Source organism: Mesorhizobium sp. P2_F7, assembly GCF_056403695.1.
On the sequence record NZ_JBFUFA010000014.1, the window covers coordinates 142,211 to 156,133 of the forward strand.

Genomic DNA, 13,923 nt, shown 5'->3' on the forward strand with positions numbered 1-13,923 from the left:
GGTGCATCCTGATCTCCATTGCCAAAGCCGTTATTGCCATGGCCGTGGCCACCTGTGTCACCGCCTGGGCCGGTTGCTCCGGTCGCACCCGTCGATCCGGCTGAGCCCGTCGCTCCGGTCGAACCGGTTGCACCGGTAGAGCCGGTCGAGCCTGTTGCTCCGGTGGAACCAGTGGCTCCGGTAGAGCCCGTTGCACCAGTCGCTCCGGTATCACCTGTTGCTCCAGTCGAGCCAGTCGCACCAGTGGAGCCGGTCGCTCCGGTAGAGCCCGTTGCACCAGTCGCCCCGGTATCACCGGTTGCTCCGGTCGAGCCAGTCGCTCCAGTGGAGCCAGTCGCCCCGGTAGAGCCCGTTGCACCAGTCGCCCCGGTATCACCGGTTGCTCCGGTCGAGCCAGTCGCTCCAGTGGAGCCAGTCGCCCCGGTAGAGCCCGTTGCACCAGTCGCTCCGGTATCACCTGTTGCTCCAGTCGAGCCAGTCGCACCAGTGGAGCCGGTCGCTCCGGTAGAGCCCGTCGCTCCGGTAGAGCCCGTTGCACCAGTCGCTCCGGTATCACCTGTTGCTCCAGTCGAGCCAGTCGCACCAGTGGAGCCGGTCGCTCCGGTAGAGCCCGTTGCACCAGTCGCTCCGGTATCACCTTTTGCTCCAGTCGAGCCAGTCGCACCAGTGGAACCAGTCGCTCCGGTAGAGCCCGTCGCTCCGGTAGAGCCCGTTGCACCAGTCGCTCCGGTATCACCTGTTGCTCCAGTCGAGCCAGTGGCGCCGGTAGAGCCCGTCGCTCCGGTAGAGCCCGTTGCACCAGTCGCTCCGGTATCACCTGTTGCTCCAGTCGAGCCAGTCGCACCAGTGGAGCCGGTCGCACCTGTCGAGCCAGTAGCACCTGTCGAGCCAGTCGCTCCGGTCGAGCCTGTGGCACCGGTCGAGCCTGTTGCTCCGGTCGAGCCGGTTGCCCCGGTCGAGCCGGTTGCCCCGGTCGAGCCCGTCGCACCAGTAGAGCCTGTTGCTCCAGTCGAGCCTGTGGCACCAGTCGAGCCAGTCGCTCCGGTCGAGCCAGTCGCTCCAGTGGAGCCAGTCGCTCCAGTGGAGCCAGTCGCCCCGGTATCACCGGTCGCTCCGGTCGAGCCCGTCGCTCCAGTGGAGCCCGTCGAGCCCGTCGCACCAGTCGCTCCGGTATCACCTGTTGCTCCAGTCGAGCCTGTGGCACCGGTCGAGCCTGTTGCTCCGGTCGAGCCTGTCGCTCCAGTCGAGCCAGTCGCACCTGTCGAGCCAGTAGCACCTGTCGAGCCAGTCGCTCCGGTCGAGCCTGTGGCACCGGTCGAGCCTGTTGCTCCGGTCGAGCCGGTTGCCCCGGTCGAGCCCGTCGCACCAGTAGAGCCTGTTGCTCCAGTCGAGCCTGTGGCACCAGTCGAGCCAGTCGCTCCGGTCGAGCCAGTCGCTCCAGTGGAGCCAGTCGCTCCAGTGGAGCCAGTCGCCCCGGTATCACCGGTCGCTCCGGTCGAGCCCGTCGCTCCAGTGGAGCCCGTCGAGCCCGTCGCGCCAGTCGCTCCGGTATCACCTGTTGCTCCAGTCGAGCCTGTGGCACCGGTCGAGCCTGTTGCTCCGGTCGAGCCGGTTGCTCCGGTCGAGCCCGTCGCTCCGGTCGAGCCTGTCGCTCCAGTCGAGCCAGTCGCACCTGTCGAGCCAGTAGCACCTGTCGAGCCAGTAGCACCTGTCGAGCCAGTCGCTCCGGTCGAGCCTGTGGCACCGGTCGAGCCGGTCGCTCCAGTGGAGCCAGTCGCCCCGGTATCACCGGTAGCTCCGGTCGAGCCCGTCGCCCCGGTCGAGCCAGTCGCCCCGGTATCACCGGTTGCTCCGGTCGAGCCAGTCGCTCCAGTGGAGCCAGTCGCCCCGGTATCACCGGTTGCTCCGGTCGAGCCCGTCGCCCCGGTCGAGCCAGTCGCCCCGGTATCACCGGTTGCTCCGGTCGAGCCGGTCGCTCCAGTGGAGCCAGTCGCCCCGGTATCACCGGTTGCTCCGGTCGAGCCCGTCGCTCCGGTCGAGCCTGTCGCTCCAGTCGAGCCAGTCGCACCTGTCGAGCCAGTAGCACCTGTCGAGCCAGTCGCCCCGGTATCACCGGTTGCTCCGGTCGAGCCGGTCGCTCCAGTGGAGCCAGTCGCCCCGGTATCACCGGTTGCTCCGGTCGAGCCCGTCGCCCCCGTCGAGCCAGTCGCTCCGGTCGAGCCGGTTGCACCAGTAGAACCTGTCGCTCCCGTATCGCCGGTAGCACCGGTTGCTCCGGTCGAGCCGGTGGCGCCAGTCGAGCCGGTTGCTCCGGTCGAGCCTGTCGCACCAGTAGAACCTGTCGATCCCGTATCGCCGGTCGCACCTGTGGCTCCGGTTGCACCAGTCGACCCTGTTGCTCCGGTATCACCGGTTGCTCCGGTCGAGCCTGTCGCGCCAGTAGAGCCGGTGGCGCCAGTTGCACCTGTGGCGCCTGTCGCACCAGTCGAGCCTGTGGCCCCGGTCGAGCCGGTGGCACCAGTTGAACCTGTCGCTCCCGTATCGCCGGTCGCACCTGTGGCGCCAGTTGCACCAGTTGAACCCGTCGCACCGGTAGAGCCCGCTGCACCAGTCGCGCCGGTATTACCGGTTGCTCCGGTCGAGCCTGTCGCACCAGTAGAACCTGACGCTCCCGTATCGCCTGTTGCACCTGTAGCTCCGGTTGCGCCTGTCGCGCCTGTCGCGCCGGTCCCGCCTGTGGCGCCCGTTGCACCGGTCCCACCCGAAGCACCTGTCGCGCCGGTCCCGCCTGAAGCACCCGTGGCGCCTGTCGGACCAGTAGCGCCTGTCGCGCCAGTCCCACCTGAAGCACCCGTGGCGCCTGTTGCACCGGTTCCGCCCGAAGCACCCGTGGCGCCTGTCGCACCGGTGGCGCCTGTAGCTCCCGTCGCACCTGCGCCGGTCGCGCCTGTGGCTCCAGTCGGACCGGTGGGGCCTGCCGGGCCTGTCGCGCCTTGGCTTGTAACGGCTAGGTTACCGCCAACAAATGTGTCACCGTTTTTGCCGTTGTTGCCAGAATCGGGGCCGAATGCGAACGCAGTTCCGCCAACGTTGTGTAGCAGCGTTCCATAGATGTTAAAGCCGCTGTCATATATTGCATAGTCATGCAAAGTCTCTGGGATCGAAATCGTTATAGCAAAATTTGGGGCAACAGTGTTAGCGGAGGATGGAAGAACAAAGCTTCCGACAACGGTGTTGGTTGTTGTATCGATTATATAAAATGTATTGATGCTCTTACTACTTCCGGATGCGACAGTACCAGTGAGCGTCAAATTGCCCCCTGCAAGGACCCCAGTGTAGGCCGCCACGCCAACCGATGTGATCGGCGGCAAGCGCGAGCCGGCCGTGTTTTCGGGCATCTCCCATGAGCCACCCAGCTTGGCCGCTCCAACCAGCGATCTCGATGCGCGGACGTCCGCGCCGATGGCCTCTTCCAGCGCCGCCACGAAGGTCTCGCCAGCATTCCCTAAAGCCGTCTCGCAGCTCCACAGCCGCAATTCACCGTCCGCAGCAAGCGCCCTGCCGATTGCGGCAAAATCGTCAGCCGCTTCCTTCAATGTGGCGACCGACCACTCTCCTGCGGCAAAGGTGACCCGCCCGGGTGCGCCATGCGCGATGATGTGGACCGCGTCGAGCCCTTCGTGTCCCGCGAGCAGTGCAGCCATCTGCGCCGCCGCCGGCCGGCGGCCATCGAGCACGAAGGCCTGAACTTCGGGGCGCACGTTGCAGAGAACCGTCTGCAGGTCGGAGACTGAGGGGTCGACAAAAAGAATTTCAGAGGCGCGGGCCATGACTGGCTCCTGTTGGCTTCGAATTCGTTTTCAGACGGAAACCGCCCAGCGGGATGGCCCGCGGGCGCTGAAAGAAAGAGGTTTGGGAGCCGTCATCTTCCTGACGGGCCAACGGCGCCGTCGGGACGTGCGACGGTGGGGCTCTCTACGCGAAGAAAGCTGCAGGCCTGGAAATTGCCGCCATCGTCAAACGTGCCAATCGCAAGTGAGCCCGCTGCGGCCGGAACCTTGACGGTGACAGCGACGGCGAGGCTTCGCTTGACGGCGTTGGGAAGAATGACCTGACCGACGATGGCGCTCTTGGCCGTGTCCAGGATCAAATAAGGCACATTTTCTGTCGTGTCGCCGATGGGCAAGACGCCTCTAACGGCAACTTCCATGACTGCAAACCCTTCTATGTAGCTCATCTTTTCCTCCTCGGTCGGCGGCGGCTGCGCCACTGTGTGTCTTGTTTCGTGCCTAGGTTTCTGTCGCTGCAGAGCGCCCGCGCTCGCTGAGGCCGGTCGCAGCTTCTACCGGCGCTCGAGCCCCGCGCATCGACAATGCGCTGACCCGGGCTGCCGGCCGATCCCTGAGCCAAAAGGCGCCGCGCAGCGCGACGAGACGGGCGCGCAAGGCTCGACGGCCTATTCGTGCCGCTCGATCGAGCGGCGTCCCACTTGTCTTCACCGAGGGCGTGGAGTTCGCAGGCGTGCGGCGGTCCACAGGGCGCCGAGAAATGCCCGTCAATCGCGGCGCAATCCTTGCTGGCGAGAAGGTACGGATAATTGAGGGGTTGATCGAAGCGGAAACATGCGTCGCGGGGGCATCGTTTCGCACTTGGTATCACACCAACCACAGCCAACTCCCAAGACCTGTCAACTTGCGAGGGAATCGACTACTTGCGAGGGAACATCAGGTTGGGAAAACGCTGGCCTTGAGTTCAAGGCAGTAGGACGTCTTCTTCAGCACGCCACCAGTCACCTTCTGCGCCCTCACGCACGAAGTGGCTTGCTCCTGGATACTCTCCTGGCTTCGCAGCCTGCACGGACCCGCAGCCCCTCCGGCCCGGTCCACAGCTACCCTCCCAGATACATTAGACATTAGTAAATTATAAAATTAGCAACTTGTAAATAACCTGTTTACGATTTGTTAATTGCGCAACCACGACTAACTACCTTGGCAAACATCGAGATCGCGCGCATGCGGCAAATGCATCGAAAAATCCGTGGCTTAAAGATGCTCTACGTTCGTTGGCGGCGAACCCTTGATATCGCGGCGGGGTTTGTGCGTAGCGATGGAGCCTACTGGCACACTTGTTCGCAAGCCCTCACCCAAGGTGACCGCGAGCCCCTTGCTGCGGCAGAAGGTGCTGGCTAACAATGGATCACGCTGAGGTAGCATCCAGATGGCCGAGGCGGGGGAAAATGGGCATGGGGGATGAAGGCCGGATAAATTCGCGTTGGAACGGATCGCCGTCCCAGATGGCGCCATTGCACAAATGTAACAGCTTCTGCCCGCAGTCACGGGGGCCGATAGTCAGCATATGACAAGCGGCAAGCGCCTCTGCCTCAACATGATCGTCAAGAACGAGAGGGCGAACCTTCAACGCTGTCTCGGGGCGGTTGTCGACCACATCGACTGCTGGGTCATCGGCGACACTGGCTCGACCGACGGGACCCAGGATTTCGTCAAATCGTTCTTCGCCGCGCGCAACCTGCCGGGCGAGTTGCATGAATTCCCATTTCACAATTTCGAGCAGGCGCGCAACGCCGCGCTCGATCACGCCTATGCCTCGCCGCTCGCCTATGACTATCTGCTGTTTGACGACGCCGACATGGAGCTGGTGGTCGAGGATGCTGGCTTCCGCGAGGGGCTCGACGGCCCGGGCTACCGGCTGCTGCAACGCTCGGATTCCGGCCTCGCCTACTGGAACACGCGCCTCGCCAGGCGCGACGCCGGCGCACGCTACCATGGCGTGACGCACGAATATCTCGACGTGCCCGGCGGCGTGCAGGAACTGAGGGGCGCCTGGTACAAGGACCACGCCAGCGGCTCGAACCGAGCGGACAAGTTCGAGCGCGATGCCAGGCTTTTGCTGGAAGCCCTCGAAAAGGATCCGGAAAATCAGCGCTACTGGTTCTACTTGGCGCAATCCTATCGCGACGCTGGGCGGACGGCGGAGGCTGCGGTGGCCTACGCCAAACGCGCGGCCATGGGTGGCTGGGACGAGGAGGCGTGGAACGCCCGCCTGCAGGAGGCTCGCTGTTTGCGCCAACTCGGCGACGAGGCAGGCTTTGTCAGCCAGGTGCTTGCCGCTTTCAACCAACGGCCGCAGCGCGCCGAGCCGCTCTATGATTTGGCGCGGTTCTACCGCGACAAGGGGATGAACGATGCCAGCGTGTTGTTCTCCGAAGCAGGGCTGGCGATCAAGCGGCCGGAGCAAGACATCCTGTTCCTTGAGGATTTCGTCTACACGACAGGCCTGCGCGAAGAGTATGCGATCGCGGCGAATTATGCGCGCGACCCGGTGCGCAAGGATCGCGGTTTTGCGACGTGCAACTGGCTGGCGCTGGACCGTAGTATCGACGATGGACCCAGAGAGTTGGCGCGATCCAACCTGTTCTTTTATCTGCAGCCCGCCAAGACAATGATGCCATCGCTCTGCGCGCGCCCTCTCGGGCTCACGCCGCCCGACGGCTACCGACCAAGCAGTCCGTCAGTAACGCGATTGGGTGCCCAGATCGTCCTGGTTCAGCCGACCGTCAACTACACACTGAAGGAAGACGGACGGCCTGGTACGCCCAACGAGGCGCCGGGCCAAACGCGCAATTTCCTCGTTCACCTGAGCGAAGATCTGGTGGTTCAGTCAACTACGGAGATTCTGGCGCCGGCCGACCTGCCAGAAGCCGCCGACCGAGCAGAACCAGGTTTCGAGGCCATTCGCCTGTTCGCTTGGCGCGAACAACTGTGGACTTTCGCATGCTCGCGCGCGTTGATAGCAGACAGCTGGTGCGAACCAGTTATCGCGCGCATCGACGACCGCGGACCTGGGCCATACCAAATGACCGACTGGCGTGCGCTCCACCCCCTGGGTCCGAAGCTCCACGAAACCAGCTGGATGCCCCTTATCAAGCCGGCCGGTATCGATAGCGACAGTGAGCAGCTGCTGTTCTTTTGTGCGGGCGATCCCGTCCGCATCGTCGACGATCAAGGGCAAACCATCTCGCAGACCGTGCCTGCCGTCTGTGCCGACCAATTCAGGGGGGGCACGCAGGGGATTGTGTTCGACGGCGGGTGGCTAGCACTAGTTCACGAGGTGCGCACGCGGCCGAACGAGGCTCGGCCAACTTACCAGCACCGCTTCGTCTGGTTCGACGACGCAGGCCGCCTAGGGAAGGTCAGCCGACCATTCTTCTTAAACGACAAGGGGCGCGAATTTGCAGCCGGCCTGACCTGGCATCCGAATGAGGAACAGCTGCTGATTTCCTATGGCGTCGCCGACAGCGAGTCGTGGATTGCCCTCGTTGATGCGTCGGAGGTACGCCTGCTGCTGGAGGCCATAGGCAACTTATTGTCGGGCGAGGCTCATTGGAACTCACTGGCCATGAATTCGTTGGCCAGCGCAAATGAACGACCTCTTTTGCCTCAGCGGAAGGAGCTAGGAATGGACCATCGGCCCGTGAGACGCGAAGATGGCAATCCTAGCCCGCCTGACGGCGGCATTTCCCACCAGGGAAGCAGCGGAGCCTCGAGCGAAGCGAAAGGTACAGAAGAGATCCTTCTCGAACTGGCGCCGTTCCTTCGTTTGGTGGATTCGCCGCAAGAGCGACGCGCGCAATCGCGGGCCTTCGATGCCCGCATCGCCCCTCTCTTGCGCACAGGGGATGCCGCGCTGCCTCAGATCCACTGCTTCTACGAGGTGCTGTCCGACAATGCAGAGCATCGAACGTTGATTGCCGCCACTACGTCGATGCGCGCGGCAGGCCATCCCGTGAGACTCTGGACTTACTCGCCGAACAAGCTTGAATTCCTTCTCCCGCTCGGCATTGAGGTCCGGGCCGCGGACGACGTGATGCCGCGCGCCCTGTTCGATCGAATTGTTGCCGGCTCCGAGATCAGATATTTCAGCGACGCCTTTCGATACGCTGTGCTTTACGAGCATGGCGGATTGTGGATGGACTGCGACGTGGTCATGCTGAGACCGTTTCCGTTTCGTGGCGATTATTTTTTCAATCTGCAATGGCGCGGCGGGCACCAAGGTCACTTCATCTGTGGCAACGTGATCTATGCCGAAGCTTATAGCCACCACCTAAGAGTGCTCTACGAAATGTCGATCGAGCGATTTTTCGGTGACAGCGGAAAGGGATTCGGCGAGATCGGTCCGAGGCTGCTGTCAGATTACATTGCTTCGGATGCAGGCGCCGAATTGCGCGAATGGGTGTTTGGGCCGATGCTCTTTAATCCGATCGATTGGACCGAGATAAGCGAGTTCGACAAGCCGCTGTCACAGTTGGCCGACTATCTCAACGATGAGCGCGTCTTTGGAATACACCTTTGGACGGCACGCAACCAAGCTCGCTCGGACGCCGAAGGTGCGCCGCTTAACTCGCTGCTGATCGACTACCTGCACAGTTTCCCCTCGCTCACGAACCTCGCTGACCGCTTCAACACCGATAAAAACCGGCACACCGGCAACCGTCACGCCTATGCCCGGGTCTACGACCGGCTGCTGTCGTCTCGACGATTGTCCATGCGGCGGATCATGGAGATCGGGCTTTGTCGTATACCGGCGGAAGGCAGCCAGACCGAGACGCCCTCCGTCTCGCTGTGGCAAGCCTATTTTCCGTATTCGCGAGTGATCGGCGTGGATCTGACGGATTTTTCTCAACTGAACAATCCCAGATTCGAATCGTTTGTTTGCGACCAATCCAAGCTTGACAATCTGCGCTCCGTCGCTGCGAAACTCGAGCCGGGCTCGCTCGATGTGATCATCGACGACGGCAGCCACGCCTCGTTTGACGAGCAGCTGACGTTGCGCGAATTCTTCCCGCTGCTGGCCGAAGGTGGATGGTATTTTATCGAGGACCTCGACTGGCAGCCGCCAGGCGAGGATGCTGGCAAGATTACCCTCACCAAGGATCTGATACGAGAAATCCAGCAGGAGGGGGCCGCACGATCCGTCGATCCCTTGGGCCTCAGCATGCTCGCCGATCAGTTCGCCGAAATCCTGTTCTTTGACAGCCACTTCGAGCTGAGCCGGGCAAAGTTGCTCGGCGGCCTGGTCGCGATCCGCAAGCGCGGAGGGATTGGCTTTGTACGTTGAGCCTCACAGGGCATCGCGGGCGGGCTCGGGCGTTAATGCGTACAGGATAGACGCCCGACATGCCTGATCGCGGAGCGCTTCGTTGAAAGTTGCGGTCTACACCATCGCTTTGAACGAGGCCGGGAACGCCGAGCGTTGGGCCAACTCGGCTGTCGACGCGGACTACCGTATAGTGGCGGATACCGGTAGCACCGACGACACCGCAGGACGGCTGACCGCTGCCGGCGTCACTGTGCACCGGATAGCGATCCGCCCGTGGCGTTTTGACGACGCCCGCAACGCCGCCATGGCCCTTATCCCTGCCGACGTCGACGTGTGTTGCACCATGGACATGGACCGGTTTCTCGAACCAGGCTGGCGCCCGAAATTGGAGGCGGCCTGGAACGCCGAAACGACAGCCCTCTTTTGCCAGACGATCTATAGATCGAGTGTTGATGATCCGACACCGTTGCGAAGCTGGCCGGCGAAGAATTTTCACCATCGCTGGGGCTATCGGTTCAAGCGACCAGTCCATGAGGCCCTCGTCTTCACCGGAGAACGGGAAGTGACGGCAACCAACACCGAGATCGTCATGTTCGAGGTGCAGGACCTCGCCAAGCCAACAAGGAGTACTTACCTGCCGCTGATGGAGATTGCACATAAGGAAGATCCAGCGGATGCGCAGATCTGTTTCTGGCTCGGGCGGGACCTGATGTGGGCCAACCAGCAAGATCGAGCCGTCCAGTTGCTTGAGAACTACCTTTCCTTACCGACAAGCACGTGGCGCGAAGAACGGGCCGAGGCCATGCGTTATATCGCGCGTATGCGCCCGGAACAGAGCTTGTCCTGGCTGGATAAGGCGCGGATGGAAGCGCCGCACCGCCGCGAGATCTGGGCCGACCTGGCCGAAGAGTTCCACGGCAAAGCCGACTGGTTGAATCTGTTTTGGGCTTGCACCAACGGTATCGAGAAGACGCACCGCACCGGAAGCTATCTGGACGATCCGAACTGCTGGGGATTTCGGTTGTTTGACCTCGGCGCCATCGCGTCATGGCACCTGAATGCGATGGACCATGCCGTCGAGTGGGGCAGGAAAGCGCTCGAGCTTGACCCAACCAACGAGCGTCTTTCGAACAATCTGAATTTCTTCATTCAGCTGCAGGAAGAGGGCCGGGCATGAGACGTCAAATCACCCCTTGGCAAAGACGCCGCTGCTCAGGCTGAGCCCAAGTTCCTCACGTATTAATCCGCACCGATTCTTCGGGCCGTTCGTCACTTATCGCGAGCGGTGGCAGGCACACATACGCCTTGAGTGACGGCATCACCCCGTTCATCAAGCAATCAATTCCTGTATTGTTTAGCTTCAGCCCGAAACCGGCAAAATCGACGATCATTGGTCGTATTGGAAGGCACCAATCCAACAGCGCGCGCGCGCCGCGAGGTGAGACGGAATAACAGACGGTCCCCAGCAGATAATGTGCGCGGAGCAGAGCGGGTTCGATTTCCGCCTTTTGGAAATCCGCAACATGCGTCATGACTTCGCCAGAGAAAAACTCCAACCTGGCACCAGTACCGCCAGGAAGGGCATTCAGCCACGCGTAGCATCGGAGGCTTGCGCTCCACAGGATAAAGTCCCAGTCGGCTCCAACTTTTGACAAGAGGGACGTGGTATGTCGTTCGAATTGGTGCGAGATGATCGCATCGTCTTCGGCAACCGTCATCACTTTATGGCGTGCGACAGCTTCTCTCCACAGCGTCACGTGCGAAATAGCGCAGCCCAAACTGCCCGCTGCATAGTCTAGATTCGGCGCGATGACCTTGCCCCTCACTAGTCGATCGCGATCAACTGACTTACCGTCAATCCCGGAGAACCTCCGAGTGTTGTGGAGATGCGAGTTTAACTTACGAAATATATCTAGGCGCCCGACACTGCGATCGAGATTGATGACATGAATTTCATCTATCATGCTTTTGGACCTGTTTCGAAATCGACGGCTCGCGCATTCGTTCACTTCCATCGCACGAGCCAGTTCGCAGCAAGGCCGCCATTTGAAGACCGTTTCAAGTCTAGCTGGTTTGGTGATAGCTGACGAGATGCCCCGGATGACCGGCTCGAGCTTGATGATTTGCTACAGGAGAGTTTATGACGCGGCGAGAGTTGGCAGTTGGCGTCATCGTTGTGGCAGGATCGGCTGCCAAAACAGGAGGGCTTTGGCCCAGCTTGGAGATCAACTCAGCCATGCGCCCTCCCCTAAATGGGTCGTCCGTCACCCTTCTTTCGGCTCCCATCGAACTCGCAGGCGACTGGGGCCACATGCTTCCAAGCGCGGCAGAACAAGTCGTCGAGCGTATGCGCTACGCCTGCCTGGATGGCGTGCGTTTGCTCTCTGATCATCAGCCTGCGCGGCTTCGCGTCGATCAGCATACCTCCGGACAGCCGGCGATTTGGCTGCATCCGGACGACATCGGCGTCGCTTGGATCATCGTCGACATCGGCGAACGGGACTGGTCGAAGCTTGCTTATCAGTTCGGACATGAGCTCGGCCATGTCATGGCCAATAGCTGGCAGCCGGATGCCAAGCCGGCGCCACCCTGCCAGTGGCTTGAGGAAGCGATGGTTGAAGCGTTCGCGCTGCGTGGCTTGGGAGGCTTGGCGAAGGACTGGAAGGAGAACCCTCCGTTCCCTGGCGACAACGCTTTCGGCGATGCCATTGCTGAGTATCGCGACAACATGGTCCGAGGTTACACCGCGCTCGCCGACGTTCAGGGGCTCACTCGCGACGCGGCGACCTGGTTCGCCGATCATCGCAGCGAAATCGAAATACCAGGTCTCAATCCTTTCGCTCAAGCAATGTCAGTGACCATCCTCACCGAATACGACCGAGCGCCGGACTGCATCGAAGCTCTCGGCGCACTAAACCGTTGGCCCGGTCGAACCGGTATTCCGATGGCCGAATATCTCCGACGATGGGAACAGAGCTGTAGGGAATTGCAGGCCTCGCGGCAATTGCCGCTCAGGTTGCACGATTTGTTCGCGCAACGGGTCAAGTGAGTGGATGCAAGAACATCCAGCCCTAGACTGCTCTATCGGGTTCGGATTAGCGCGGCGACCTGATTTCCGCCTTGGCCGGCGTTATTGGGCAACCGCCAAAGCGGCGCCGACCGCCTTTTTTGCCGGTATATCTAGCTCCGCGTCGTCTAAGCCAATTGGAGTTTCTGGAATATGCCGGGAGCAACCCGCATAGGAAACGAGTGCGGCTTGGTCGCGAGCAATTCCAGCGTGTCGTCCGATCGGTGCGATCTGGCGCTATTGGCAGCGCGATATTGTGGCCAAGGCCGCACCTCCGGTTGGTTGCTCGACTACCCCTGTGTGGTCACACTATACTTGCCGCCCTTGCCCCACTTTATTCAAAGCGGTGGAACCCCAAACCGCCTGGCCAGGCCAACCCACCCGCTCCCCAACTCACCGCGCCGGCCATTTTCTCTTCGCAGTCTGGGACAACGAAAAGTCCCTCCGCCCGGCTCACATGCCTTGCAATCGGCTCTTATTTTAGAAATTGCTAAATTTCTCGATGATTTGAATGCCAGAGTTTAACGCAGTCGTGCCAATGGACGGCGACGTTTTTTTTGCTGTGGTGTTGGAAATGCGAACCCGGACTTTGGTTAGGAACTCGAAGGCCACGGAAGCCTTGGAATTGCGCGCGAAGATAGCATCCTTGGAAGAGGAGCAGAGGCGAAGAGTTGCGTGCTCGGCCGGCATGTTAAAGCTGGCGCAAGTCGGCCAAGAATTGAAGTGGCTTCGGTTTCGCTTGGCCGTTCTGGAAGAATGTGTGGCAGCGCTTTCAACCCAACAAAAACTGCACGACTAGGCCTTTTCGATCGACGGTGCGGCGGTCGCGAACCATCTCACTAGACCATCTGGTTAGCCGCCCGATAATCGGCCTCCCACGGCAACGCGTCAAAGTCGGGCTTGTGCTTCGCCGCACGATAAGTGTCCTGGGTGACGTAGCTACCTCTGGAACCCTCCACGATACATGCAAATGGCGGATTTCCTGGACATCGATAAAGGCCTACTAGTTTTTCTTTTCACCAAGCTTGCCGGAAATCGCTTCAACAACCCGTCGCGTCACCTCGTCTTGAACATCGAAGATGTCGGCAATTTCGCGGTCGAAGCGCTCGGCCCACACGTGGTTGCCGCCTTCTCCCGCATTGATAAGCTGCACATTGACGCGCAACCGCTTGTTGGATCGCCGGGCGCTGCCCTCGAGAACATATTTGACGCCCAGATCGCGAGCGATCTGTCGGACGTCGGTCGGCTTGCCTTTATAGGCAAAGGTGGAGTTGCGGGCGATGACGAAGAAGCCGGACACATTCGACAGATCGGTAATGATGTCCTCCGTCAGCCCGTCGGTGAAAAATTCCTGTTCGGAATCGCCGCTCATGTTGATGAAGGGCAGCACAGCAATCGAAGGCTTGTCGGGCAGTGCGAGCGGCTGCGACGACGTTTCCAGCTCGATCGAGAGCTGGGGCAAATGTGTCAAGAAAGCGCTGGCGCTCGATCCGGCCGACATCTAGGCCCGCATAATGCTTGCTGATCTTCGAGCATTGCAGGGTGATGTCGAAGCTGCTGTCGAAGAACACGACCGAGTGTTGGCTGCGGCTCCAAACGACGCTGACTCACTTGCCTTCCTTGCGGGTAGCCTTGCTCTTGTTGGCAGCGACCCGATGCGGGGATACGAACTGGCCAAGCGAGCGGTCCGGCTAAATCCTCATGTTCCCTGGTATTATGGAATGCTTGCGCGATGCAGC

6 protein-coding genes and 2 pseudogenes are annotated in these 13,923 nt (G+C 61.1%); 4 read left to right on the forward strand and 4 right to left on the reverse strand.

The window, feature by feature from the left end:
• Positions 1–3,383: 3,383 nt before the first annotated feature.
• Positions 3,384–3,830: pseudogene (locus AC1DZ8_RS29440) on the reverse strand (DUF4347 domain-containing protein); the annotation flags it as partial.
• 92 nt (positions 3,831–3,922) lie between these two features.
• Positions 3,923–4,270 carry a hypothetical protein gene (locus AC1DZ8_RS29445; RefSeq protein ID WP_477310709.1) on the reverse strand — a complete coding sequence of 116 codons (348 nt, stop codon included), beginning with the start codon at positions 4,268–4,270 and terminating at the stop codon, positions 3,923–3,925.
• Positions 4,271–5,355: 1,085 nt separating this feature from the next.
• On the opposite strand from AC1DZ8_RS29445, the gene AC1DZ8_RS29450 reads away from it, so the two are divergent.
• Positions 5,356–9,135: a glycosyltransferase gene (locus AC1DZ8_RS29450; protein WP_477310707.1), complete on the forward strand. Its 3,780-nt coding sequence runs from the start codon at positions 5,356–5,358 to the stop codon at positions 9,133–9,135.
• Between the two features lie 82 nt (positions 9,136–9,217).
• The gene (locus AC1DZ8_RS29455; protein ID WP_477310705.1) at positions 9,218–10,294 is read left to right on the forward strand and encodes a tetratricopeptide repeat-containing glycosyltransferase; all 1,077 of its coding nucleotides are present in this window, start codon (positions 9,218–9,220) and stop codon (positions 10,292–10,294) included.
• 55 nt (positions 10,295–10,349) lie between these two features.
• On the opposite strand, the gene AC1DZ8_RS29460 is transcribed toward AC1DZ8_RS29455, so the two are convergent.
• Positions 10,350–11,081, reverse strand: a complete 732-nt coding sequence (locus AC1DZ8_RS29460) for a glycosyltransferase family 25 protein (RefSeq protein ID WP_477310703.1) — start codon at positions 11,079–11,081, stop codon at positions 10,350–10,352.
• Between the two features lie 176 nt (positions 11,082–11,257).
• Here AC1DZ8_RS29460 and AC1DZ8_RS29465 point away from each other — a divergent pair, with 176 nt between their 5' ends.
• Positions 11,258–12,166, forward strand: a complete 909-nt coding sequence (locus tag AC1DZ8_RS29465; protein ID WP_477310701.1) for a hypothetical protein — start codon at positions 11,258–11,260, stop codon at positions 12,164–12,166.
• Between the two features lie 1,039 nt (positions 12,167–13,205).
• Here the strand turns inward: AC1DZ8_RS29465 and AC1DZ8_RS29470 are convergent.
• Positions 13,206–13,607 (reverse strand): annotated as a pseudogene (locus AC1DZ8_RS29470) (hypothetical protein); the annotation flags it as partial.
• A 91-nt stretch (positions 13,608–13,698) separates the two neighbouring features.
• On the opposite strand from AC1DZ8_RS29470, the gene AC1DZ8_RS29475 reads away from it, so the two are divergent.
• Positions 13,699–13,923: tetratricopeptide repeat protein (locus AC1DZ8_RS29475; protein WP_477402069.1), on the forward strand; the 225-nt coding region annotated here is incomplete at its 3' end.